This window comes from Nocardia carnea, from assembly GCF_029868325.1.
Taxonomy (GTDB): Bacteria; Actinomycetota; Actinomycetes; order Mycobacteriales; family Mycobacteriaceae; genus Nocardia; species Nocardia carnea_C.
On the sequence record NZ_JARWNW010000161.1, the window covers coordinates 1 to 22,782 of the forward strand.

Here is a 22,782-nt window from a genome sequence, read left to right on the forward strand (position 1 = left end):
GTCGCGACCGGTGCGACGACGAAGGAGGTGGCCGGCAGCCTGTTCCTCAGCCCGCGGACGGTGGAGGCCCACCTGCGCAGCATCTTCCGCAAACTCGGTGTCACCTCGCGCAGGCAGCTCAAAGACATCCCCGATCTCGGGTGACGCGCCGAGCGAGCAGATCGGTTACACCGCCGCCCCACTACCACCAGAGCCGGGGAGGTCATCGCGATGTTGGGCGCGCCAGTCCGTTGGTGTGCAGCCCAGCACACTGCGAAAGCGGCGCGAGAAGTGCGATGCGTCGATAAACCCGCGCGCGGGCCACAGCGGCGACAGGACGGCCCCGCGGAACCTGTCCGTGAAGGGCCGGAGTCATCGTTTGATCGCGAGTTCGAGACCACCGCGGAACGGCAGGGTTTGGGTGAGCAGGCCGTTGCCCGGGTCATCGATGAATTCGAAGGCGTCGCGGTAGCTTTCGGGATGGTTTTCGGTGTTGTCGATCAGGATCATCCCGCCGGGGCGGAGTTTCGGGGTGATCAGCTCGAGTGCCGGTCGCGCCATGACCGGCCAGATATCGATCAGCGCCAGGTCGACCGGAGCCTCCACGTTCGCGAGCGTTTCCCGGAGATCTCCTGGACGCAGGTCGATATGGGCGTCGAGTCCCGCTCTGCGGAAATTGTCCGTGGCAGCCGCGATTTTGCCGGGTTCGTTCTCGGTGCCGATCACCACGCCGGTACCACCGTCGGCTTCGGAGACGAGCCGTACGGCCTGGGCGAGGTAGAGCGTGGAAACCCCGAAGGACGTCCCGACCTCCACAATCCGGCGCGCCCGCAGCGCCAGGCACAGCCGGTGGCACAGCAGCGCCTTGTCATGTTCCAAGGCTACGAGCTTATCGGCGAGGAACTCGTTGGCTGCGGTATCGAGTGCGCTCAGATCGGCGGCGTTGCCTCGATCGGCGCGATCGGCGAAGTAGCCGGCGATCCCGGTGATCTGGTCCGAGCTTCGCTGTTGCAGCTCGGCGACAAAACGGTCGAGTTCAGGATTCTGCAGGGGGCTGGAGTTCATCGTGGGCCTTTCGGTCGCGCGGTTCGGGCGCCACCACAGGCGGCGGCACCTCAGTGTCCGAGCAACGCTCCTTGATGTCAACGGGTTGTGAACGTCAAGGGTGGTTGGGTAGTGTTCTGCCGATGTCCGAACCGCTTCCACCGGGCCGTCGGCGCCGCAGCCCGCGCACCCGCGCCGGGCGCGCCACGCTCACCGCCGATTCCATCGCCGCCACCATGCTCGAGCTGGCGGGCCGGCGCGGATTTCAAGCGGTGACGATGCAGGATCTCGCCGGTCACCTCGGTGTCACCGTCCGGGCGCTGTACCGACACGTCCAGGACCGGGCGGAAGTCGTCGACCGTGCTGTACAGCTGTGGCTGTCACAATGGCCCGAGCCCGCACTCGACCCCGAGAACTGGCAGGTGAGCCTGCGCGAATTCTGCCGATTGCATCGCCGCATCGCTCGCCGCCACCCCCGGGCGCTACTGGTATCGCTGGACGAACAGGTCGGCGATACCCGGGTGCCGGCCCAGCGCCTCACCGCCCCCGAAGCGTTCCTGCAGTTCCTGACCGAGATCGGGCTCGGCCTCGATGATGCCCTGCTCGTCCACGCGGATGTCATGATCCGGATCTACGGATTCGTGTTGCTGGTCGACTACCGGGCGGACACCGGCGCCCCGGTAGACCAGCAGTATCCGGCCCCGCAGGCCTGGCTCGAACACCACAGCGACCTCGAACTCCCCCTGCTGCACCGCGCATCGGCGCAGACCGGTTTCGGCGCCGACCGCCTCTTCGACCATATGGTCACCGAGGTGACCCATACGATCGAACGCCTCATCAGCTCTGCCGAATGAGAGGCCGCATGTTCCGGACTCCGGCGAATCGCGGTCCCGCCACGAGCTCCCCGTCGCTGGTAGCGGCGGCTACCTGATCGCACGGTCAGGGGCGGGCACTGCTCGGCGCACCGCGACGCCGGCTCCGGCACCTCCCACGACGCCGTTCTTGGACATTGGCTCGAGTACGCCATGGGCTGGCCCAGGAATAGCTTCTCCCACAACCGTTCTCGAAGCGAGAAGCCCGCGGCGGCTATGGTGGCGACATCACCAGCGAAGGGAGGGGTGGGCTCGATGCTCGTCATCGCCGACAAGCTCAGATCCGGGGCGGAGAAGCGGGTCGTCTCCTGGCTGCGGAAATGGCAGGACGATTACCGCGTTCCCGGTGTGGCGATCGCGAACTGTTTCGTTTCCGGGCAAGAAGTCGACCTGGTGATCATCACCCCGTACACCACCGTCGTCTGCGAGATCAAGGGCTTGAACCCGGGGATAACCAACGGTGTCCTGCACTGCACCACCAACAGCCGGTGGAAGGTGCCGGGGTTCGACGGCGACCCGGTCGGCGTGCGGCAGAACGACACCACGCCCTACGACCAGGTCAGGGACGGCGTTTTCAAGGTGAAGAACGCGGCCGCGCGGGCCGGTGGGCCCGCGTTCGTCACCGGCCTGGTGGTCGTGGTCCCGCCGCGCGGATCGAAGCTGCGACTCGACAAGAGGTCGGCACCGCAGGGTTGCGATGTGCTGCTGTGCAATACGCAGAACCCGCTGCGCGCCTGGTTCCATCGCGCCCATCACCGCGCCGCCGTCGTGTGGACCGCGGAACAGGCCTACGCCTTGATCGAGGCCCTGGAACACGGCGACAGCACCAGCGTCGCCGGCCTGGCCGCGGAAGGTTTTCCGATGGAAGCGCCGGCGCAACCGTCCGCACCGCTCACCGCCGGGCCCCCTTCAGAAGCGGCAGCGCCGACCGTCACACCGCCGAGCCGAACACCGCCGCACCCCGTAATTCGCACCCCGCCACCGTCTTCCCGACCCCCGCTCCCGCCGCCGGCAGCGCAGCCGAATGTTCCGCCTTCACCCCCTGCGCAACCCACGCCTCCACCCCAGCGCGATGATCCGGTTCCGGAGCCCGCCCCAGCACCACCGGCTGCAGCAGCACCACCGTTACCGGCCGCCGACGCCGTCGACGACCGCCGTCACCGCCGTGCCCAAACCGCCGCGGCTTTCGCGGCGATCGGCGTCCTGGCCGCCGGGATCTGGCTCGTGGCCCAACTCGGCAACGGCCGCACCGAACCCCGGGAGACCCCTGGTCACCACCAGAACAGCGCGGTCACCGAACAGACGAGCACGCCGCCCCCGCCGCCGCTCGCGCCGGAAACGAAACCACCCGCACCCCCGGCCGCCTGTTTCCCCTTCCAGCCGGACTGCTGACCTGCGCCCTACTCCACGAGTAGCGGCATGACGCTCACTTGCTCTCTTTCCGGCGCACGATTTCGGTGATCCAGATCGGCGCGAACGGGGATGTGCAGTTCGGGGGTGTCGGGTAGTCCTTCAGGACCTCCAGGCGCTCGCCGATCTCGAGGGCGCGGGCTCGGTATTCGGCATGGTCGATCCCGATCTGGGCCAGGCAGTTGTTCATCGCCCACTGCAGGCGGTCCGGTGCTGTTTTCATCTCGGCCTCGATGATGTCCAGCAGTCCGGGCAGGTCGAGGCCCTCTGGTTTCTTCGCCACCCGCTCGGTGGTCAATGCCCAGCCGGCGCTCGCCACCACCGGGTCGGGGTCGGCGAACCAGGCCACTCGCAGTTCCTCGGCGTGCGGGTTCTTCTTCACGACATAGCTGACCAGCCAGTCCTGGACCTTGGGGGTGGCGGCCTGGCGCAGCATGGTGTCCAGCTCGGTTCGGTCGAAGGCCTTCGGGCGGCAGATCAGCAGTGCCAGTAATCGCGCCGCGCCGTCCCCGGTGTTCCAGAGTTCCCGGGCGAGGTCGTGCCGGGTTTTCAGCTGTTTCCCGAGCGCGCGCAGTTTGGTGAGGTTGACCCCGTGGTCGTCGCCGTGTTTCTCGTTCACCGCACGGATCCTGGGATCCTCGAGCGCGGCAAGTTCGGCCATCACGTCGGCCACGGTTACCGGGTTGGTCGTAGCCTGGGCCACCTCGATCTCCTTCCAGCATGTCCGCCACTCAGCGTACGACGGCGGCCGGCCCTCGAGGTCGGCCGGCGGACGGTCTCGCGGCGGCGGGGGCGCCGCAGACCTACGCCGCGAGGCAAGCCCTACCGTTCCCCGGCATCACCCGAACAACTCGCCGAAGCGTAGGGACCGCTGGAGGTCTGTTCGGTCATCACCCGGCCCTCGACCAGGATGCGGCAGGTGATATCGCCGCCGCTGGGACCGTTGGCGGCGGTCATGGACACTATCCGGTCCCAGCTGCGGACGGGGACGACCTTGCTCCAGGGCAGCGACACCCCCGTTTCCTGCGCCATACCTTGGTCCTGGCCCAGGTAGGTGACCTCGGCCTCGGAGCCGGTGCCCCGCACCTCGTAGGTCACGGTGATCTCGTTACCTGCGCGCTCGTCGCCCTCGTTCCCGAACAGCGTGAATCCGGCGGCGACCAGAAGGACGAGTATCAGCGCGAAGCCTCCGGCGATCCACGGCCATCTCGCCTTCTGCCGAGGCGGACGGTATTCCGGCGAAGCCATACCGGCGGGCGGGTTCTGCCCCTGCCGGTATCCCTGCGGCTCACCGGAATACTGCGGCTGATCGCCGGAAGGGTAGGACAATGTGCCTCCTCTGTTCGGGGCGCTACCGGACGCCATTAGGAGGTAGATCACATTTTCATTCCGTGATGTTACACCGCTATTTACCCAGTTCATAGCCATAACGGCGCCCGGCCGGACCGCCTACCGGTTCCAACGCGGACGAACAACCGCCGAGCGTTCGGTCCCATCGGTTGCGTCCGGGCCGTGGACCTGCGCGCGTCCGGGTGGGAAGCTCATAGACAACCGCGTGCCGATTCCCGAGGACGGTGAGTCATGGTGGACAGAGCGAACGGGGCGCCACGGCCGGTGGATATCCGGAATGTGGTGCTGGTCGGGGGCAGTGGAGCCGGAAAGACGACCCTGGTCGACGCATTGGCGCTGGCCTCCGGGGCGGTGAACCGGGTGGGGCGGGTCGAGGACGGCACCTCGCTATCGGATTACGACGAGATCGAACAGCGCCGGCACCGGTCGGTGCAGCTGTCGGTGGTACCGGTGCTGTGGGGCGGGGTGAAGGTGAACCTCATCGATACGCCGGGGTACGCGGATTTCGTGGGTGAGCTCCGTGCCGGTCTGCGGGCGGCCGACGCCGCCCTTTTCGTGGTGTCGGCCGCCGACGGGGTCGAGGGGGTCGGCGGTGTGTCGCGGGCATTGTGGGAGGAATGCGCGAGCGTCGGGATGCCGCGGGCCATCGTGCTGACCCACCTCGATACGGCGCGCGCCGATTTCGACGAGATGACGCAGACCTGCCAGGCGCTGCTCTGCGGAAGTTCGGCCGAGAACGTCCTGCCATTACATCTCCCGGTGTACGGGCCGGCCGCCGCGGACGGGCACCGCCCGGCCACCGGGCTGGTGGAATTGCTGGAACAGCGGGTGGCCGATTATTCGACCGGGGAACGACGGTGGGTCCCGGATTCGCCGGACGATACGGCGATCGTCGAACACGCCCGGGAGCGGCTCATCGAGGGCATCATCGCCGAAAGCGAGGACGAAACCCTCATGGACCGCTACCTCGCCGGAGAGGCCGTCGAACTCAGCACGCTGGTCGCCGATCTCGAACGCGCGGTGGCACGCGGCAGTTTCCACCCGGTGTTGTTCGCTGCCCCGGCGGCGGGTGAGGGCCGGCAGGGGCTGGGTACCGTCGAACTGCTCGACCTGGTGACCGCCGGTTTTCCCACCCCGAACGAGCATCCGGTGTCGGCCGTTCATCTGGCGAACGGGTCGAAACCGGTCGCGTTGCGCTGCGACCCGTCCGCGGACCTGGCGGCCGAGGTCATCCGTACCTCCTCCGACCCGTACGTCGGCCGGATATCCCTGGTCCGGGTGTTCTCCGGAACCTTGCACGCCGACGATACGGTGCATATCTGCGGGCACGGCCCGGTCACCGACCACGACGCCGAGGAACGTATCGGGGGTGTGACCGCCCCGTTCGGGCGGGAGCAGCGCCCGCTCGACGAAGCGATCGCCGGGGATATCGCCTACGTGACCAAACTCGGGCACGCCGAAACCGGCGATACCCTCTCGGGCACCGGCTCACCATTGCTGATCGAACCGTGGCGGATGCCGGATCCGCTCCTGCCGACTGCCGTCCGCGCGCACAGTAAAGCCGACGAGGACAAGCTTTCGCAGAGCCTGGCCCGGCTGGTCGCGGAGGATCCGGCGCTACGGGTGGAGAACAACGAACGTACCGGGCAGCTGGTGCTGTGGTCGCTCGGCGAAGCGCAGCGTGACGTCGCGCTGGAACGGTTGCACAGCCGATTCGGGGTTTCGGTGGATATCGAGGACTACCGGGTCGCGCTGCGGGAGACATTTGCGGGCAAGGCCACCGGCCGCGGGCGCCATGTCAAACAATCCGGCGGGCACGGGCAGTACGCGGTCTGCGATATCGAAGTGGAGCCGGCACCGGAAGGGTCGGGGATCGAGTTCGTGGACAAGGTGATCGGCGGGGCGGTACCGCGGCAGTTCATCGGTTCGGTGGAAAAGGGTGTGCGGGCCCAGGCCGCGCGGGGTGTGACCGCGGGATATCCGCTGGTCGATGTGCGCGTCACCTTGGTGGACGGTAAGGCGCATTCGGTCGATTCCTCCGATGCGGCGTTCCAGACCGCCGGGGCGCTGGCGTTGCGCGACGCGGCCGCTCAGGGCCGGATCGACCTGCTCGAACCCATCGCGCAGGTGGATGTCCGTGTCCCCGACGAACATCTCGGTGCGGCGCTGAGCGATCTGTCCGTCCGCCGAGCCCGCATCCTGGGCACCGAACCCATCGAGGCGGGGCGGACGCTGATCCGCGCCGAAGTACCCGAATCGGAACTCGCCCGCTACGCGGTGGATCTGCGCTCACTCACCCACGGCATCGCGCATTTCACCCGGGAGTACCTGCGCCACGACCGCTTACCCGCCCAACTTGCGGACAAGGCCCGCGCCGGAGCGCCGGTGGGATCAGGCTGAAGGGGAACGGTGACGAAGAGCGGGCCGCCCCGCCTCGAACCGGTGGCGGTGGGCCGTCGAGGTCGGTGATGCTCATGGAGCGTCGAGGGCCGCGGAGTCACCAGGTCGACCCGCCGCAACTGGTCCCTGCTCGATGGTCTCCGGGCGGCTGCCGCCATGACTACGCGGCTCAACCGGCTCCGATAGAGCGTGATCGCGAGCGTCACCGAGGCGGCGTCCAGCCGAGGCCGTCCGGAGTCCCGAGTGACGGCGCCGGCTGCGGCTGCACGTCCCGCGTTCTGGGCGCGGCCTGTCGACTCACCGGGTCAGGAGTCGAGGCGCCGGATCTTGTCTTGGAGTACCGCGCGTTCGCGTTCGTTTCCGCAGCGGGCCACCGCGTGTTCCAGTTCCGTGCGCGCCTGCGCCGGGCGGCCGAGGCGGATGAGCAGTTCGCCGCGGACGCTCGGCAGCAGATGCGAGCCGGGCAGCGCACCGGCGGCCACGAGTTCGTCGACGATCTCCAGGGCAGCGGCCGGGCCGTGGGCCATGGAGACCGCCACCGCCCGGTTCACCTCGACCACCGGCGACGGTGCCAGCCGGCCCAGCGCCTCGTAGAGCACAACGATTCGCTCCCAATCGGTTTCCGGGACCGACGGCGCCACGGCATGGCATTCCGCGATCGCGGCCTGTAAACCGTAGATCCCGAGTCCACGCCCGGCTTTCCCGGCCCGGGCCAGGGCGGCCCGCCCGCGGCGGATGGCGCTGCGGTCCCAGCGGCGCCGGTCCTGCTGTTCCAGCAGCACCGGCGCACCGTCGGGACCGGTGCGGGCGGGAAAACGTGCGGCGGTGAGTTCCAGGAGCGCGAGCAGGCTCTGGGCTTCCGGTTCGTCCGGGACCAGCCGGGTCAGCACACGGGCCAGGCGTTGTGCTTCGGCGGCGAGGTCGACTCGGATCAGGTCGGTGCCCGAACTCGCCGACGACCCCTCGGTGAAGATCACGTACACCACCCGCAGGACCGAGCCCAGCCGCGCGGGCCGCTCGGCGGCGGGTGGTACCTCGAACGGCACGCGGGCCGCGGCGAGAGTTTTCTTCGCCCGGGTGATCCGCGCCTGTACGGTGGCCGTCGGCACCAGGAAGGCGCGCGCGATCTCGTCGCTGGTCAGACCGCCGACAACGCGCAGGGTCAACGCCACCCGCGCCTCCGGTGACAGCACCGGATGGCAGGAGATGAACATCAGCGCCAGCACATCGTCGTCGATCCGGTCCGGATCCCACAGCTCCTCCCCTGCCCGCGCCGCCGCGTCACTGCCCGCGGCTATACCGCCCTCGCCGAGATCGCGGGCGAGGGCGGTGTAGCGGTCGTCGAGCGCGGCGCGCCGGCGGAAACCGTCGATGGCGCGCCGTTTGCCGACCGTGAGCAGCCAGCCGGCCGGGTTTCGCGGCACCCCTTCCCGCGGCCAGGTCACCAGGGCTTCGGCGAGTGCCTCCTGGGCGAGATCTTCGGCGAGGGTGAAATCGCCGGTGTAGCGGGTGAGGGCGCCGACGATCCGTGCGGATTCGATCCGCCAGACCGCCGCGACCGCCTCCCGGCCTTCGTGACCGGCCACCGTCGGCACTCCTCAGAGCTGACCGGTGGCTTCGCGCCAGGCCCGCTCCTTCTGGATCCAGATATTGTCCTGCGGGAATTCGTCGATGGTGCTGACCCGGCGGACCTCGGTTTTGAAGCCTGCCCCGGTCATCGGCATCCGCTTGGCCCATTCCACGGCCTCTTCCTTGGAGGCGACGTTGAGAATGTAGAAGCCGTTGAAAAGCTCCTTGGTCTCGCCGTAGGGGCCGTCGGTGACCACCGGGTCCGCGGAGGAATAGTCGACGACCACTCCGTCGGCGGCATCGTCGAGGCCTTCCGCGGCGAGCAGCACGCCCGCCCGGATGAGCTCGTCGTTGAACCGGCCGACCGTTTCCAGCATCTGGTCGAAATCGATCTCCCCCATCTGCGCGAAGGCTTCGTCGGTCGCGCGCATGATCAGCATGTATTTCATGGTCGGTCTCCCTTGTGTCGTAGGGCCCCGTTCGAACCCTTTCACCCATAGGTCGAACGAGGAGCCGGCGGATCGACAACCCGCCGGATTATTTTTCCGCAGTATCGCGACTCGGCACCGAAACCGCGCAGTTCTGTTCGAACTACCTGGCCAGTGGCATAATCCCCCCTCAGAACAAGGGAATCGAAGTGTGGCGTATGAGGGCGTCATCGGCGATCAGTTCTCAGGGTCCGGTGTTGGCCCCTCCCGTCCCGAAGGGAGCACTATGACCACCCAGCCCGCAGCGCAGGCCCCCCGGACCGGGGCACATGCGGCGCCCGAAGAAGGACAACCGGTGAAACAGGCGGTGGCCGGTGGCGCGTCCATCGCCGCCGCCGCGCTGTTGCTCACCGCGGGATTCATCACCCTTTTCCAGGGCATCTCCGCGGTCGCCGAGGACGAGGTGTTCGTCTCCGGTCCCCAGTACGTCTACGAGCTCGATCTCTCCAGTTGGGGCTGGGTGCATATCGTTTTCGGCATCCTGCTGATCCTCACCTCGCTCGCGCTGATGACCGGCGCCACGTGGGCGCGGGTCACGGCCATCGGCCTGGCCGCGCTGTCGATCGTGGTGAACTTTCTGTGGCTGCCCTACTACCCGCTGTGGTCGATTCTGATCATCGCCCTGGATATCGTGATCATCTGGGCGATCGCCACCTGGGACACCCGGCGTATCTGAACAACCGGCGACCGGCACGGAACAGTAACAGCGCTTCGCCGTGTCGGCGCCGGGGGTGCGGGCGCCACGATGCGACCATGATCGAATGACGGTATGGGCGGCGTCCGTGGAGTCGGAACCGTCGGCGATTGTCTCGCTGTTCTGGATCGCGGCCGCCGCCGTGGCGGCCCCGCTGCTGTCGCGGCTACTACGCGGACTGATCCCCGATGTGGTGCTATTACTCGGCCTGGGCGTCGTTCTGGGGCCGCATGTCCTGGCGCTCGCGGGCACCGGTGGCGGTGTCGACCTGCTCAGCGAGCTCGGGCTGGGCATGTTGTTCCTGCTCGCCGGCTACGAATTGGATCCGAAACTCCTCGGCGGCAAACCCGGCCGCACGGCCTGGCTGACCTGGCTGGCCGGGCTGGTGCTGGCCCTGCTGCTGGTGTGGCTGGCGGCGACCGATGCCGGGTTCACGGCGCTCATCGCGGTAGCCATCGCGCTCAGCTCCACCGCGCTCGGCACCCTGCTGCCGATCGTGAAACAGGACGGTGTGCTGGAGCAGCCGCTCGGCCGCGCCGTACTGGCGCACGGGGCGGTGGGCGAACTGGGGCCGGTGCTGGCCATGTCCATCCTGCTCACCGGGCACAATCTGCTGGCTTCGGTGGTGGTCCTGATCCTTTTCGGGGCCGCGGCCGCGGTGGTGGCGTGGGTACCGCAGCGCATCCTGGATCGCCATCCCGGCGCCGATCGAGTGATGACCGCCCTCGCCACCGGAACCACCCAGCTCCCGGTACGCCTGGTGTTCCTGCTGCTGCTGGTCCTCATGACCGTGGCGGAGGTGTTCGAACTCGATGTGGTGCTCGGCGCATTCGCGGCGGGCCTCGTCCTGCGCCGGCTCATGGCCGAAACGCATCCGGAGATCCAGGATTCCCTGGAGACCATCGGCTACGGGGTTCTCATCCCGATCTTCTTCGTCACCTCGGGAATGGGTATCGACCCCGCGGCCGTGGCCACCGAACCCCTGATGTGGGTGCTGTTCGTGGTGGCGATCGGGGTGGCGCGGGGTTCGACGGTGTGGCTGAGCGAAGAATTCGTCCCGCACGGCGCGAATCTCGAACACCCGCACGAACGGGTCCAGCTGGCGTTGTACGCGGCAACAGGCCTGCCGATCATCGTCGCGGTCACTCAGGTCGCGGTGCGGGGCGAACTCATGACCGCGTCCATGGCCTCCACCCTGGTCGCCGCCGGTGCCACCACGGTCCTGTTGTTCCCCTTGCTGGCCACCTGGGTCGGCGGCCGGGCGGACAGGGTGATTCCCGAACGCGATGCCCGCGGCTAGCGGAGGTGGAGCACCGGCACACAGAATCCTGTCGACTTGCGGACCGAGACGTTTCCTACCGTCCTGCTGGTGGGTGACCCGCCTGCCTGCGTGCGGCGCCACCGCTCTCCCGTGATGCCTTGTCCGTGGAGGCTGCGGGGAGCAGTCGCTGGAGGACATCGGTGATGGTGATGAGTCCGATGAGTTCGCCGGTATCGGGGGCGGTAACGGTGGCGAGGTGACTGCGGGTTTCCCGCATGGTGCGCAGCGCCTCGTACACCGGAACAGCGGCGGTCAGGGTCAGCACCGGCCGCATCAGCTGCCGAGCGGTGGTGGCACCGGCCTGCAGACTGTCGCGGACGTGCAGGACTCCTTCGATCCGGGTGCGGTCGCGGACCAGCAACCGCAGGTGCCCGGTCTCGCGTGAGGTGGCCTGGATCGTCTCGGGCGCGGCGTCGGGCGCCACCGCACTGGGGGTGGTGTTGGGGCGCACGATATCGGCGACGGTGAGCTGTTCGAGTTCGAGCGCACTGGTGAGGTTGCCGTGGTATCGCTCGTCGAGGGTGCCGGCGGTGGCGGAGTGTTCGACGAGGTGGCGCAGCGCCGCCGGATCCTGCCCGGTTTCGACTTCGTCGACGGGGCTGACCCCGGCTTTGCGCAGGCACCAGTTGGCCGCGTGGTTGAGCGCGGTCAGCAAGGGGCGGGTGAGCCACATGAAGGCACGCATCGGGAGGGCCAGGATCGTAGCCGATTTCTCCGGGTGCGCGATGGCCCAGGATTTGGGTGCCATCTCACCGACGACGAGGTGCAGAAACGTCACGATGATCAGCGCGAGGACGAACCCGACGATATCGGCGGCCCACAAGGGCGCGCCGAAGCCCTCGAACAGGGGTGTGAGCCAGTGGTGCACAGCGGGTTTGGTGGTCGCACCCAGGGCAAGGGTACATACCGTGATACCGAGCTGGGAGCCGGCCAGCAGTACCGACAGCTCCGAGGAGCTGCGCAACGCCGCGCGCGCCGCGCGGCTGCCGGGTGCGGCGTCTTCGAGGCGGTGGCGGCGCGCGGCGATGAGCGCGAATTCGACCGCGACGAAAAACGCGCTCGCGGCGATCAATCCGACGGTGACGGCCACAACGACCCAGGGGTTACTCATCGCCGGTCTCCTGCGATTCGGTGCGCACGGTGAGGAACACCGAGGAAGGAACGTGGTTCTCGACACCACGCACCTGCGCGGTCACACTCCGGCGCGGTGCCGGCTGGTCGTCGAGGAAATCGGCGCCGTCCCGGGGCAGCGGAATATCGATCCGGTCACCGACATCGGGCAATCCGTTGAAGACGGCGATGACCAGACCGGCGATCGTTTCGTAATCACCGGCGGGCAGGCTCAGTTCGAGCCGGCGTTCGACTTCGTCGAGGTGCACATCACCGGCCACCCGCCAGCCGTCGCCCTCGGCGACGATATCGCCGGCGGTACTCGGATCGTGTTCGTCGGCGATCTCACCGACGAGTTCTTCGGCGATGTCCTCGACGGTGACGATCCCGGCGAAACCACCGTATTCGTCGACGACGAGCGCCATTTCCTCACGCTGCGTACTCAGCCGGGTCACGACCTCCGGCAGCGGCAAGGTTTCGGGCACCAGGACCGCGGGCCGCAGCCGGTCGCCCGCGGTGCCGTCGGCCGCGCCGGCGAGCAGGTCGTGCAGGTGGATCACCCCGCGCAGATCATCGGTGGACGTGCCGACGACCGGGTAGCGGGTATGCCCGGTGCGCATCCGGGCCAGCACATCGGCGACGGTGTCGTCGATATGCACGGTGTCGACCCGGGCGCGCGGGATCATGGCATGCTCGGCGGTGCTGGTCGGAAAGTCCAGGATGCGATCGAGCAGAGTCGACAGCTCGGGTGGGAGTTCACCGGCGTCGCGGGAAGCGGCGACGATATGTTCGAGATCGCGCGGGGTGGCCGAATGCTCCACATCGTGTACCGGTTCGATGCGCAGCGCCTTCAGCAGCAGGTTCGACGACTGGTCGAACAACCGGATCAGCCACCCGAATACCTTCAGGTACACCGTGGTCGATGCGGCCAGCCAGCGCGCCACCGGTTCGGGCCGGGCGATTGCCAGATTCTTGGGAACCAGCTCACCGAACAGCATCTGCACCAGGGTCGAGAACGCGATGGCCAGCACCGCGCCGACGCCGACGCCGACCGCGGTGGGTATGCCGATGCCCCCGAGTAGTTCGCCGAGGCCGCGACCGATGAGAGGTTCGGCGACATAGCCCACCAGCAACCCGGTGACGGTGATACCCAATTGGGCACCGGAGAGCATGAACGATGTCCGGCGCGTGACGCGCAGCGCGCGCCCGGCGGCCTTGTCACCATCGGTGGCGCGGGCTTTGAGCCGGGAGCGGTCCACGGCCATATACGCGAATTCCTGGGCGACGAAGTACCCGGTCAGCGCGGTGATCAGCAGGACCACGGCGATACCGAGCACAATGTTGAGCACGGTCACCACGACCTCACCTCCCGAGGGGTTCCGGGAGGTTGCTCATCACTGGGCGAGCCGGGTTGTCGGTATTTGCGCTTGGCGCGTCTCATCTGCTCTCTTTGTCCGAGGAACAAGGTCGGGAAAGGTTTCCGGCCGGGACAGGCGCTATTTGCGTCCCGCTGCCCAGCGCATCCCCCACTGGTAGGCGCGGTCGAGGTCGGCCTGGCTGCCGGAGATGTATTCGACTTCGCGCTGGACGGTCAGCCCGCTACCGCTGTCGGTCAGCATGGCGACCGCACAGATCTGCGCACCGTCGACGGCGGAATCCAGGGGGACCTCGATCTGCGGGCCGGAGGTCGGAAACATCGTGACCACACCGTCGACCGCCGCCCAGTTCGCCGCGCCCCGATAGATCATCGCGAACACCAGGATCCGGCGGAAGGCGGCCGGATCGGCAAGGTTGATGTGCAGGTTCTCCCCGCCGGCGACGGTACCGGTGCGGTCGTCGCGGTCCAGGGCGATGAAAGGCCGCTTGTGCAGTTCGCCGTAGCTGTTGCCCAGCGCCTGGATGACTCCTTTGGAGCCGTCGGCGAGCTCGTAGAGACAGCCCAGATCCAGGTCGATACCGCCGCCCCCGAGGAGTTTGGCGAAGAAACCGGTTTTGACCGGTTGCGGGTTGCTCCAGTTCAGGTTGACCCGCATCACACCCTGACGTTCACCGGCTTTGGTGAGGTTGACGCTGCGTTCGGTCTTGGTCAGGGTCAATTTGTGCAGACTGACCGCCGGGTCGGCGCCGGGCGCCGACCGGTCGACCGGCGCCGGTTTTTTGTTGTAGTCGATGCCCATCAGGTGTGTATTTCTCCTATCGGTGGGAACGTCAGATATTCACGCCGTAGTCGCGGGCGATCCCCGCCAGACCCGACGCGTAGCCCTGCCCGATCGCGCGGAACTTCCATTCCGCGCCGTGGCGGTAGAGCTCACCGAACACCATCGCCGTCTCGGTCGAGGCGTCCTCGGTCAGGTCGTAGCGCGCGAGTTCCGATCCCGTGCCACGGTCGACGACCCGGATGAACGCGTTGCGGACCTGCCCGAACGACTGCTGGCGCGCATCCGCCTCGTGGATCGACACGGGGAAGAAGATATTGGTGATCGTTTCGGGCGTGGCCGCCAGATCGACATTGATCACCTCGTCGTCGCCCTCACCTTCACCGGTGAGGTTGTCGCCGGTGTGCTCGATGCTGCCCTCCGGCGAGCGCAGGTTGTTGTAGAACACGAAATGCTGGTCCGAGACGACCTTGTGTTCCGCGCCGGTGGCGATGGCGCTGGCGTCCAGGTCGAACTCCGCGCCGGTGGTGGAGCGGACGTCCCAGCCCAGGCCGACCGCGACCGCGGTCAGGTTCGGCGCTTGCTTGGACAGCGAGACATTGCCGCCTTTGGCGAGACTGACACTCATTTCTGCTACTCCTGATCTCGTGCGGTCAAGGAATGCCCTGCGATGTACCGGAATCCGCCCCGCGGCCACCGTGCACCGAGGCAACAATTCGCCGGCCGTCCGGGCCGCCACGCCGAGCCGGCCGTCATGCGGCGCCCGCACTCGCGACCCCGGGGCCGCGTACTGCGGGGAACGTCGACATGTGCAGGTGACACACCCGGCCGGCCATCGCGTGCCGGTGCGGTCGTGGAGTCCCGCTCGTGGACATAGAACCCACACTAGCACGCGGCACTGTATGGTAGGAGGGAAGGGAGGTGACCGATGTCGTCCCTACTGAGAATCGGTGAATTCGCCACACGCGCCGAGGTCAGCCCGCGAACGGTCGATTACTACACGAGTCTGGGCCTGCTGACCCCCGCCGAACGCACCGCCGGCGGCTATCGGCTCTACGACGACGCCGATATCGCCCGCGTCCACCTGATCCGGCAACTCGAAGCCCAAGGGCTCTCACTCGAGGAGATCACCAAAGCCCTCACCGCCGGGACAGGCGATATCAGCGATGCCCTGGCCCGGCTCGACGACGACCTCAAACTCCTGCACACGGTCGCCGAAACCGCCCCCTCCGAAGTCCACGGCCTACTCACCCTGATCAGCGCCCGCGTCCACTCCCTGATCACCGTGGCGCTGCAGATACCACCCGATCTCCCGATCCTGTGAGCCGGCGCGGGGCACCTGGGAAAGGTGCCACCGCACCGCCCGCGCCGAAGACTTCGGCCACAATCCAGAGCAGCCGGACCGAAGCACGAAACCGCAGGGCACGCGCCGGCCGGGTGCCCCGCGGCTCGCCACGCCGAGGCCGTGGACGGAAACCGCCGTGCGCCGGGGCACCCGGCACATCGCGCTGTGTCAGCGCCCGAACAGCTCCTCGCCGATATAGCTACCCGAGCCGATTCCCGGTGGGATCGCGAATGCCGCGGACCCGACGGGGGTGGTCCATTCGTTGAGCGCGTCGAATTCGTCGAGGCGTCGCTGAATGGGCACGAACTGGGCGGTGATATCGCGCTGGAACGAGACGAACAGCAGACCCGAGTTCGATACCTGCCCCGGCACCGGCGGATCGTCGTAGTTGTAGACGCGCCGGAAGATCCGTTCACCTGCATGAGTGTGGTGGGCGCGGGCGATATGCGCACCCGGCGGGATGACCGGTATGCCGTTGCGGTCGGTTGCCGTGAAATCGGGTTCATCGGTTTCGTGTCCACCGGTAAGCGGAGCCCCGGTGGACAGTGTGCGGCCGACGCTGAGCTCGCGACCGGGCCGGTCCAGCTCGTCCCAGGTATCGAGTTCGATCCGGATCCTGCGGATCACCATCGAGGTTCCGTCCCGCATCCACGGCCGGTCGGCGCCGTCGTCCCACACCAGCGAATCGAAATCCGCGGTACCGGGTTCCGGATTGGTCGTACCGTCCACCTGCCCCATCAGGTTGCGCATCGTCGTGCCCGGGGTTTCGGTACCCCGGGCACGACGGAACCCGCGCTGCGTCCACCGCACGGTGACCAGCGACCTGACGTTCTTCAGCAGAACCCGCACCGCGTGCGCGACGGTGACCGGATCGTCGGCGCAGACCTGCAGCGCCAGATCCGCACCTGTGTAAGCCGGGTCGAGGCGGTCGATGGTGAACGCGGGTAGCGGCGTCAGCCACGGCGGCGCGGCATCCGGCCGGCCGAGCGCCACGAAGACACCGGGACCGTATCCGACGGTCACGGTGAGCCGCGCCGGCGCGGCGGCCAAATAGGGTTCGGTATCCGCCAGCGCGGGCCGGCCCTGCGTGAGCCTGGCGATATCGGCCGTCCAGACCTTCATGATGCCGATCAGCTCGGCGGGACCCACCTTCGGCAACAGGTCGAGTCCGGCGAATATCGCGTGCGCTTGCGGCGGGCTGGTCGCGATCCCGGCTTGGCGCGGGCCGTCCCAGGCGACGGTATCGGTTCCGGTGCCGGCTTCCGCACGCTCGGCTCCGTCGACGACACCGTAGATTCCCGCACCGGCTCCCGCGGCACCGACGGCGGCGGCGCTCGCGCCGAGCAGCCGCCGACGGCTCATCGCGCGCCGCCGCGGGTCCCGCTCACCCACCGTGCGCGGGGGTCGACGGGGCGGCCGGGGCATCGGCAGTATCGCCGCCGCCCGGCTGGTAGTTCTCCTGGGCGCCCGCGAAATCGCGAACCTGCGCGGTGAAGGTCATGGTGGACCGGTCCGCAAATTCGAGGGTGATCTCGGTTTCCGCACCGGGTGTCAGCGGAGCGAGCAGATCCATGAGCATGAGGTGGTCGCCGCCGGCGGCGAGTGTGTAGGTGCCGTCGGCGGGGATGACGAAACCTCCGGCTTTCGGCCGCATCACCGGCGCACCGGTATCCCCCGGCGCGATCTCGTGGAGTTCGGCCCATCCGGCCGCAGGTGAGGACGCGGCGACCACACGAACCTCGCTATCGGCAGAATTGCGGAATTCGGCGAATGCCGACGTCATCCCGGAATCGGCGGCCTTCACCCACTGTTCGTGGACAACCACGGAATCGGCCTCGCGGTGAGCGGATTCCGCATCATCGCTGGAACAGGCCCCCGCGAATGCGGCGGCGAACGACAGCGCCGTCACGAAGACGCTGCGTCGGATCGATGTTTTCATTTGTGATCACTTTCGATTCGGAAGTCGGCGAGCATGCACTGTTCCCACCACACGGCTCGCACGCGGCTCGCAGCTCGCGCACACGGCACACGGCACACGGCACACGGATATACGGATCGCGCTCACCGATATCGAGCAACGAGACAACCCGAGGGCGGGGCAGCTCCGGTCGGGACGAGATCTCGTCGATGTCTCGTCCTGTCGTCAGGTGAAATTTTTCCGCCCCACCGTCTCGTGACCTCGGGCACGGACCGATCGAGACCGAGCAGGCGGTCACCGATCTGCCGGAGGAGGCCGGTGGCGCTGCCGGGTCGCGGACGGCAACCCGCTGCTCGACAGCACTACCCGTTCTGCCGGGTGGTGGAGCGGATCAGTCGGCGGCCGGAGGGCCGCGGGTGCCGGTGCCGGAGAGGTCGACGAGTCGCGATGTGCGGGTGACCCGATAGACCGTCACCGGCACCCGCATTGTCCGGACGATGGGCACGGGTCCCGGGCCGGGTACTACGCGCCGGAGTGTGGAAACCGCCCACCGGGAACCCCGCTCGGCGGCATCGATGAGATAGGCCCCCGCGACGACCGCCACCAGATGCGCCCAGAGCATGCGGTTGTCGACCGTCGCGCTGTGCGGGTGTCCGTCCATCGCCGACAGGGCGAAATGGCCGAGTGCCTGCGCAGCCGCGAGGGCGCCCATCAGGCGGATTCGCGATATTCGGCGCTTCGATGCCGCGGCACAGCTGATGGCCGCGCATACGACGATGAGCAGTAAGGCGCCCGCTTCGGACGGAAGCGCCCCACCCCCGGCGCCGTGCGCCGCGGCCGTGACGATCGCCGAGAGCGCGCCGACGGATACGCCACGCAAAACGCGGTTCGCATCCGAGGCCATAACGGAAGTCTAGCTTCTACTACACAGCGTAGTTATCGAGGGTGTGGGCGGTGGGAACCGCGCACGATTCCCACCCCATCCGCCCGACCCGGAAACGGCTCTCATCGTGGCTGTTACTGCTACCTTCGGTGCGGTGGAATTCGGCATCTATGTACCGCAGCTGGTTTCGGAGTACCGGCCCCTGATGGATCTCGCGAAAACGGCCGAACGCACCGGTTTCACCAACTTCTGGCTCTTCGACCATCTCTGGGCACCCGGGTTGCCCGAACATCCTGCCCTGGAAGCGTGGACCGCGGCGACCGCACTGCTCGCCGGCACCACGACGTTGCGGGTGGGCGCCCTGGTGCTGTGCAACAACTTCCGGCATCCGGTGGTACTCGGCCGGATGGCGACGTCACTGGACGTGATCTCCGGTGGGCGGCTCGAATTCGGGCTCGGCAGCGGTTCGATTCCCGGCGAACATCAGCAGGCCGGAGTGCCCTGGGGTCCGGCGCGCGAACGGGCCGAACGGCTGGGCGAAGCGCTCGAGATCATCACCTCGATGTTCGCCCGCGAGCGAACCTCGTTCGAAGGCGAGCACTACCAGGTCAGCGATATTGCCAATGTGCCCGGCCCGATTCAGCGCCCGCGCCCGCCTATCCATATCGGAGGTACGGGCCCGAAGTACACGTTGCCGCTGGTCGCGCGCTACGCCGACGTCTGGAACGTTCCCACCTACGGCCTGCGCGACCACCGCCGGTCGGCCGAACTGCTGGACGCCGAATGCGGCCGCATCGACCGCGACCCCGCCTCGATCCGCCGCTCCCACCAGGCAATACTGGCGATCGCCGAGAACGAACGTGATCTCCCCGAGGTCCAGGCCCGGGCGCGCCGGCATTACGGGGCCGAAGCGTTCGCGATCGACGAAGGCTACGTCGGTACACCGGCCATGCTGGTGGACCGGCTGACCGAACGCGCGGAGCAGGGAATCGATTCGGTGATCTTCATGACCGGCGCGAAGCAGGCCGCCGCAACCATGGAGTTGTTCGCGGCGGAGGTCATGCCGCACCTGCCTGGTTGAGGGTCCGTCAGCCCAAGTCGGCGAAGGACCCGCCGCGGCCCGCACCGTCGGCGAAGCGGCGAGCGCCGGTCGCGGCGTCGGCGAGGGAGATCAAGCCGTGTTCCCATTCGTTGGCCAGGGCTTCCTGCTCGGCCATACCTTCCTGTTCGAGCAAAGAGAGCCGGTCCTGGCGGGCGCAGGTCTGCGGGAAGCGGGCGATCTCGGCGGCCAGTTCCTCGGCGGCCGCGCGTTCGTCGCCGGCGGGCACGACCCGGTTCACCAGCCCCATGGACAGGGCTTCCGGCGCGCTGACGGGGCGGCCGGTGAGTACCAGATCCATGGCCCGCCCGGTGCCGATCAGCCGAGGCAGGCGCACGGTGCCGCCGTCGATGAGCGGAACTCCCCAGCGGCGGCAGAACACACCGAATACCGCATCCTCGGCCGCGACCCGCAGATCGCACCAGATCGCCAACTCCAGACCGCCGGCAACGGCATGCCCGGCGACCGCGGCGATCACGGGTTTACCGAGCCGCATCCGGCTCGGCCCCATCGGGCCGGGGCCGTCGGCGGCCAGCCGGTTTCCCCGCTCGGTGCCCACGGATTTGAGATCGGCACCGGCGCAGAAGGTTCCGCCCTCGCCCCAGAGCACGGCCACCGCCGCCGACTCGTCGTTGTCGAAAGCGGTGAACGCCTCGTACAGCGCCGCGCCGGTCGGGCCGTCCACGGCATTGCGGGCTTCGGGGCGCGACAGGATCACCGTGAAAACCGGGCCGTTGCGTTCGATGCGTACTGCCGGATGAGTCATGGAAGCTCCTTGCCTGGAGGGATCGCTACGTTACGAGGCATACGGCGGGGCGCGGCCGCAGGCTACCCCTGACCGGTGGTGCCGCCGACGCCTTTCACCGCAGCACGATCCATGAATCCGAACAGGTAGCCCGCCACCCGGCGCATCTGGATCTCCTCGGCGCCCTCGGTGATCCGGTAGCGGCGGTGGTGGCGGTAGATATGTTCGAACGGGGTGTAGCGCGAGTAGCCGAGACCGCCGTGCACCTGCATGGCCCGGTCGGCGGCTTCACAGCAGAGGCGGTTGGCCCAGTAGTTGCACATCGAGACCTGCTCGGACACCGCGAACGTGCCGTACCTATCCATCGACCAGGCGGTTTTGTGCACCAGGGCGCGCAGCATCTCGCACTGGGTGTGCAGTTCGACCAGCTGGAATTGGATGGCCTGATTCGACGACAGCGGTTTGCCGAACGGTTTGCGCTCGTTGGCGTAGGCGACGGCCCGGTCGACGCAGTACTGTGCGGCGCCGAGACTGGAGGCGGCCTGCCGGATGCGGTTCTCGTTGAAGAAATGCTGGACCACGGCCAGCCCCCGGCCCTCCTGCCCGAAGATCGCCGAATCCGGTACCCGGACGCCGGTGAGCGAAACCCGCGCGTGGTCGGTGGGCATATTGAAGGTCCACAGGTATTCCTCGACCTCGAACCCTGGCGCGTCGGTGGGGACCAGGAATGCGGTGATGCCCCGGCCGTCGCCGGCGTTGCCGGAGGTGCGGGCGAAGATGAGGTCGGCGTCGGCGATATGGACGCCGGTGTTCCAGGTCTTGGTCCCGTTGATCACCCAGTCGTCGCCGTCGCGGACGGCGGTGGTCTCCATATGGGTGGCGTCGGAACCGTGTTCGGGTTCGGTGATACCGAAGGCGAAGAACCGGGTGCCGGCCGCCAGACCGTCCACCCACTGCTCTTTCTGCGCCGGGGAACCGTATTCCAGCATCAGCAGCAGCCCGACATTGTTGGCGACGATGGCGTGCTCGTTCTGCAGATCGCAGTGCAGGCCCAGTCCGCGGTGCGCGAGATGCTCGCGGATCACGGCCATCCCGAGATTGGTCCCGTCGCGGCCGCCGAACTCCTTCGGGAAGGCGTAGCGGTAATGGCCGGCGGCATCGGCGCGACGCCGGGATTCGGCGAGCAGTTCCTCCCATTCGGCACTCGGCAGGCCGCCACGGTCCCAATCGGTGCGGGCGTCCTCGCGGCGGTGGTCGAAGAACCGGATGTTGTCACCGGTCTGTTCGAGGGGTTCGATCTCGCGTTCGATGAACTCGTCGAGTTCGGCCAGATAGGCGCGTAGGTCGGCGGGCAGTTCGAAATCCACGGTGACTCCTAAGCTTTCGCAGCGGGACGGATCTGCATGAGCAGATCCCATTCGATCTCCGAGACACGGCGCCCGCTGGCGGCCATGACGATATCGCGGACGGTGCCGTCCAGGTGGGCGGCCGCCTGCTGGGCCAGGCCGGCACCCCAGTACAGGGTGCCCATCACCTTCCACCAGCGGTAGCGGTCCGGATCGAAGGTGCCGCCCGCCTCCTCGTAGCCGCGGACGAAGGTGCCGCGGTCGGCGAAACCACCGAATTCCTTTGCGTCCTCCCGGAACCGCCACATACGCAGCGCGGGCCAGGCCACATCACGCATGGGGTCACCGAACCGTTGCGTGCCCTCCCAGTCGAGGACGGCCCGCAACCCGTCCGCGCCGATGATCAGGTTGCCGTTGCGCATATCGGTGTGCACGAGCGCGGGCCGCGGCGGCGGGCCGGGCAGCCGCTTTTCCAGCCAGCGCAGGGCGAGCGAGAACACGGGCCGGTCGGCCAGGAGCTCGCCCACCACCGCAGTCACCTCGGCGAGATGTTCGGCGGCGGGGTCGGCACCGGCCGCCGGCACGGATTCCGGGGCCTGGGCCGGGTCGATGCTGTGCAGCCGGGCCATGGCCGCGCCCCACTGCCGAGCGGTGTGCTCCGCGGTCCCGGCGGCGGCGAGGGTGCGCAGCACCCGGCGTGGCACGGTATCGCCGTCGATATGTTCGGAGATCAGGAACGGTTCACCGACGTAGGAGGTGTCGGTGCATGTCGCGACGACTTCCGGAACAGGCACGCCGTGTGCGCGCGCCAGCTCCCGGACACCGGCTTCCGCTTCGACGGGCATGAGTTCGACGGCCGGCGGCACCACAGTCGCGACCAGACGCCGCGGAGCGTCACCGACGGTAGCGGTGAAGGCGATATTGCGGCGCCGCGCGCCGGCCGAGAGGAACCGGAAATCGGAGATGGTGACCTGATCACCGAGTTCTCCGGTGAGGAAATCCGCGAGGCCACGGGCGGGGTCGGTACTCATACCGCCTCCACTGCGCGAGGCC

Annotated in this window: 24 protein-coding genes; 8 read left to right on the plus strand and 16 right to left on the minus strand. The window is 68.0% G+C overall.

The window, feature by feature from the left end; genetic code table 11:
* On the plus strand, positions 1-144 hold a 144-nt coding region (locus tag QH196_RS11900), incomplete at its 5' end, for a helix-turn-helix domain-containing protein (protein ID WP_280415867.1).
* A 21-nt stretch (positions 145-165) separates the two neighbouring features.
* Here QH196_RS11900 and QH196_RS32525 read toward each other — a convergent pair.
* Positions 166-315, minus strand: coding sequence for an AraC family transcriptional regulator (locus tag QH196_RS32525; RefSeq protein WP_432279478.1), 150 nt, complete (start codon positions 313-315; stop codon positions 166-168).
* 36 nt (positions 316-351) lie between these two features.
* Positions 352-1,044, minus strand: a complete 693-nt coding sequence (locus tag QH196_RS11910; RefSeq protein ID WP_280415831.1) for an O-methyltransferase — start codon at positions 1,042-1,044, stop codon at positions 352-354.
* A gap of 122 nt (positions 1,045-1,166) precedes the next feature.
* On the opposite strand from QH196_RS11910, the gene QH196_RS11915 reads away from it, so the two are divergent.
* Together QH196_RS11915 and QH196_RS11920 are read left to right on the plus strand one after the other, a co-directional pair.
* Positions 1,167-1,877, plus strand: a complete 711-nt coding sequence (locus QH196_RS11915; protein WP_280415832.1) for a TetR/AcrR family transcriptional regulator — start codon at positions 1,167-1,169, stop codon at positions 1,875-1,877.
* A 273-nt stretch (positions 1,878-2,150) separates the two neighbouring features.
* Complete coding sequence (locus QH196_RS11920; protein ID WP_280415833.1) at positions 2,151-3,287, plus strand: nuclease-related domain-containing protein; 1,137 nt, start codon at positions 2,151-2,153, stop codon at positions 3,285-3,287.
* Positions 3,288-3,321: 34 nt separating this feature from the next.
* On the opposite strand, the gene QH196_RS11925 is transcribed toward QH196_RS11920, so the two are convergent.
* Entirely contained in the window at positions 3,322-3,966 is a 645-nt protein-coding gene (locus QH196_RS11925; RefSeq protein ID WP_280415869.1) for a DNA alkylation repair protein, read from the minus strand.
* Between the two features lie 161 nt (positions 3,967-4,127).
* Complete coding sequence (locus QH196_RS11930; RefSeq protein WP_280415834.1) at positions 4,128-4,634, minus strand: MmpS family transport accessory protein; 507 nt, start codon at positions 4,632-4,634, stop codon at positions 4,128-4,130.
* 252 nt (positions 4,635-4,886) lie between these two features.
* Between QH196_RS11930 and QH196_RS11935 the strand changes: the two genes are divergently transcribed.
* Positions 4,887-7,055 (plus strand): elongation factor G-like protein EF-G2, encoded by a 2,169-nt coding sequence (locus QH196_RS11935; protein ID WP_280415835.1) that lies wholly within the window; start codon positions 4,887-4,889, stop codon positions 7,053-7,055.
* A gap of 305 nt (positions 7,056-7,360) precedes the next feature.
* On the opposite strand, the gene QH196_RS11940 is transcribed toward QH196_RS11935, so the two are convergent.
* Positions 7,361-8,641, minus strand: coding sequence for an RNA polymerase sigma factor (locus QH196_RS11940; RefSeq protein WP_280415836.1), 1,281 nt, complete (start codon positions 8,639-8,641; stop codon positions 7,361-7,363).
* A gap of 12 nt (positions 8,642-8,653) precedes the next feature.
* On the minus strand, positions 8,654-9,073 hold the full coding sequence (locus QH196_RS11945; protein ID WP_280415837.1) for a YciI family protein: 420 nt from the start codon (positions 9,071-9,073) through the stop codon (positions 8,654-8,656).
* 265 nt (positions 9,074-9,338) lie between these two features.
* Here QH196_RS11945 and QH196_RS11950 point away from each other — a divergent pair, with 265 nt between their 5' ends.
* Both QH196_RS11950 and QH196_RS11955 read left to right on the plus strand, forming a co-directional pair.
* The gene (locus tag QH196_RS11950) at positions 9,339-9,788 is read left to right on the plus strand and encodes a DUF7144 family membrane protein (RefSeq protein ID WP_280415838.1); all 450 of its coding nucleotides are present in this window, start codon (positions 9,339-9,341) and stop codon (positions 9,786-9,788) included.
* Positions 9,789-9,873: 85 nt separating this feature from the next.
* Positions 9,874-11,106 carry a cation:proton antiporter gene (locus tag QH196_RS11955; protein WP_280415839.1) on the plus strand — a complete coding sequence of 411 codons (1,233 nt, stop codon included), beginning with the start codon at positions 9,874-9,876 and terminating at the stop codon, positions 11,104-11,106.
* A 55-nt stretch (positions 11,107-11,161) separates the two neighbouring features.
* On the opposite strand, the gene QH196_RS11960 is transcribed toward QH196_RS11955, so the two are convergent.
* The 4 genes from QH196_RS11960 to QH196_RS11975 form a co-directional block, all read right to left on the minus strand.
* Positions 11,162-12,238: a hemolysin family protein gene (locus QH196_RS11960; RefSeq protein ID WP_280415840.1), complete on the minus strand. Its 1,077-nt coding sequence runs from the start codon at positions 12,236-12,238 to the stop codon at positions 11,162-11,164.
* The gene (locus tag QH196_RS11965) at positions 12,231-13,595 is read right to left on the minus strand and encodes a hemolysin family protein (protein WP_280415841.1); all 1,365 of its coding nucleotides are present in this window, start codon (positions 13,593-13,595) and stop codon (positions 12,231-12,233) included. The genes QH196_RS11960 and QH196_RS11965 overlap by 8 nt, the downstream gene beginning before the upstream one ends.
* A 138-nt stretch (positions 13,596-13,733) precedes the next feature.
* Entirely contained in the window at positions 13,734-14,414 is a 681-nt protein-coding gene (locus tag QH196_RS11970) for a TerD family protein (protein ID WP_280415842.1), read from the minus strand.
* A 31-nt stretch (positions 14,415-14,445) separates the two neighbouring features.
* Complete coding sequence (locus QH196_RS11975; RefSeq protein WP_280415843.1) at positions 14,446-15,021, minus strand: TerD family protein; 576 nt, start codon at positions 15,019-15,021, stop codon at positions 14,446-14,448.
* 300 nt (positions 15,022-15,321) lie between these two features.
* On the opposite strand from QH196_RS11975, the gene QH196_RS11980 reads away from it, so the two are divergent.
* Positions 15,322-15,717, plus strand: coding sequence for a MerR family transcriptional regulator (locus QH196_RS11980; RefSeq protein ID WP_280415844.1), 396 nt, complete (start codon positions 15,322-15,324; stop codon positions 15,715-15,717).
* 189 nt (positions 15,718-15,906) lie between these two features.
* Here the strand turns inward: QH196_RS11980 and QH196_RS11985 are convergent, their stop codons facing one another.
* The 3 genes from QH196_RS11985 to QH196_RS11995 all read right to left on the minus strand — a co-directional run bounded on the left by QH196_RS11985 (position 15,907) and on the right by QH196_RS11995 (position 18,560).
* The gene (locus QH196_RS11985; protein WP_280415845.1) at positions 15,907-17,100 is read right to left on the minus strand and encodes a Dyp-type peroxidase; all 1,194 of its coding nucleotides are present in this window, start codon (positions 17,098-17,100) and stop codon (positions 15,907-15,909) included.
* 22 nt (positions 17,101-17,122) lie between these two features.
* Positions 17,123-17,677 carry a copper chaperone PCu(A)C gene (locus tag QH196_RS11990; RefSeq protein ID WP_280415846.1) on the minus strand — a complete coding sequence of 185 codons (555 nt, stop codon included), beginning with the start codon at positions 17,675-17,677 and terminating at the stop codon, positions 17,123-17,125.
* Between the two features lie 370 nt (positions 17,678-18,047).
* Positions 18,048-18,560, minus strand: a complete 513-nt coding sequence (locus QH196_RS11995) for a hypothetical protein (protein ID WP_280415847.1) — start codon at positions 18,558-18,560, stop codon at positions 18,048-18,050.
* A gap of 106 nt (positions 18,561-18,666) precedes the next feature.
* Between QH196_RS11995 and QH196_RS12000 the strand changes: the two genes are divergently transcribed.
* The gene (locus QH196_RS12000) at positions 18,667-19,620 is read left to right on the plus strand and encodes an LLM class flavin-dependent oxidoreductase (protein WP_280415848.1); all 954 of its coding nucleotides are present in this window, start codon (positions 18,667-18,669) and stop codon (positions 19,618-19,620) included.
* Between the two features lie 7 nt (positions 19,621-19,627).
* Here QH196_RS12000 and QH196_RS12005 read toward each other — a convergent pair whose 3' ends face one another.
* The 3 genes from QH196_RS12005 to QH196_RS12015 form a co-directional block, all read right to left on the minus strand.
* Positions 19,628-20,404: a crotonase/enoyl-CoA hydratase family protein gene (locus QH196_RS12005; protein ID WP_280415849.1), complete on the minus strand. Its 777-nt coding sequence runs from the start codon at positions 20,402-20,404 to the stop codon at positions 19,628-19,630.
* A gap of 62 nt (positions 20,405-20,466) precedes the next feature.
* Positions 20,467-21,750: an acyl-CoA dehydrogenase family protein gene (locus QH196_RS12010; protein ID WP_280415850.1), complete on the minus strand. Its 1,284-nt coding sequence runs from the start codon at positions 21,748-21,750 to the stop codon at positions 20,467-20,469.
* 8 nt (positions 21,751-21,758) lie between these two features.
* Positions 21,759-22,760, minus strand: coding sequence for a phosphotransferase family protein (locus QH196_RS12015; RefSeq protein ID WP_280415851.1), 1,002 nt, complete (start codon positions 22,758-22,760; stop codon positions 21,759-21,761).
* Positions 22,761-22,782: the final 22 nt, after the last annotated feature.

Bases quoted from the DNA above. Each gene is read 5' to 3' on its own strand.
- QH196_RS11980 (WP_280415844.1), top strand. From the start codon at position 15,322: ATGTCGTCCCTACTGAGAATCGGTGAATTCGCCACACGCGCCGAGGTC.
- QH196_RS11920 (WP_280415833.1), top strand. From the start codon at position 2,151: ATGCTCGTCATCGCCGACAAGCTCAGATCCGGGGCGGAGAAGCGGGTC.
- QH196_RS11960 (WP_280415840.1), bottom strand. From the start codon at position 12,238: ATGAGTAACCCCTGGGTCGTTGTGGCCGTCACCGTCGGATTGATCGCC.
- QH196_RS11975 (WP_280415843.1), bottom strand. From the start codon at position 15,021: ATGAGTGTCAGTCTCGCCAAAGGCGGCAATGTCTCGCTGTCCAAGCAA.
- QH196_RS11990 (WP_280415846.1), bottom strand. From the start codon at position 17,677: ATGAAAACATCGATCCGACGCAGCGTCTTCGTGACGGCGCTGTCGTTC.
- QH196_RS11985 (WP_280415845.1), bottom strand. From the start codon at position 17,100: ATGAGCCGTCGGCGGCTGCTCGGCGCGAGCGCCGCCGCCGTCGGTGCC.
- QH196_RS11970 (WP_280415842.1), bottom strand. From the start codon at position 14,414: ATGGGCATCGACTACAACAAAAAACCGGCGCCGGTCGACCGGTCGGCG.
- QH196_RS11935 (WP_280415835.1), top strand. From the start codon at position 4,887: ATGGTGGACAGAGCGAACGGGGCGCCACGGCCGGTGGATATCCGGAAT.
- QH196_RS12015 (WP_280415851.1), bottom strand. From the start codon at position 22,760: ATGAGTACCGACCCCGCCCGTGGCCTCGCGGATTTCCTCACCGGAGAA.
- QH196_RS11950 (WP_280415838.1), top strand. From the start codon at position 9,339: ATGACCACCCAGCCCGCAGCGCAGGCCCCCCGGACCGGGGCACATGCG.
- QH196_RS11915 (WP_280415832.1), top strand. From the start codon at position 1,167: ATGTCCGAACCGCTTCCACCGGGCCGTCGGCGCCGCAGCCCGCGCACC.
- QH196_RS11995 (WP_280415847.1), bottom strand. From the start codon at position 18,560: ATGGCCTCGGATGCGAACCGCGTTTTGCGTGGCGTATCCGTCGGCGCG.
- QH196_RS11910 (WP_280415831.1), bottom strand. From the start codon at position 1,044: ATGAACTCCAGCCCCCTGCAGAATCCTGAACTCGACCGTTTTGTCGCC.
- QH196_RS11945 (WP_280415837.1), bottom strand. From the start codon at position 9,073: ATGAAATACATGCTGATCATGCGCGCGACCGACGAAGCCTTCGCGCAG.
- QH196_RS11955 (WP_280415839.1), top strand. From the start codon at position 9,874: ATGACGGTATGGGCGGCGTCCGTGGAGTCGGAACCGTCGGCGATTGTC.
- QH196_RS12005 (WP_280415849.1), bottom strand. From the start codon at position 20,404: ATGACTCATCCGGCAGTACGCATCGAACGCAACGGCCCGGTTTTCACG.
- QH196_RS11925 (WP_280415869.1), bottom strand. From the start codon at position 3,966: ATGGCCGAACTTGCCGCGCTCGAGGATCCCAGGATCCGTGCGGTGAAC.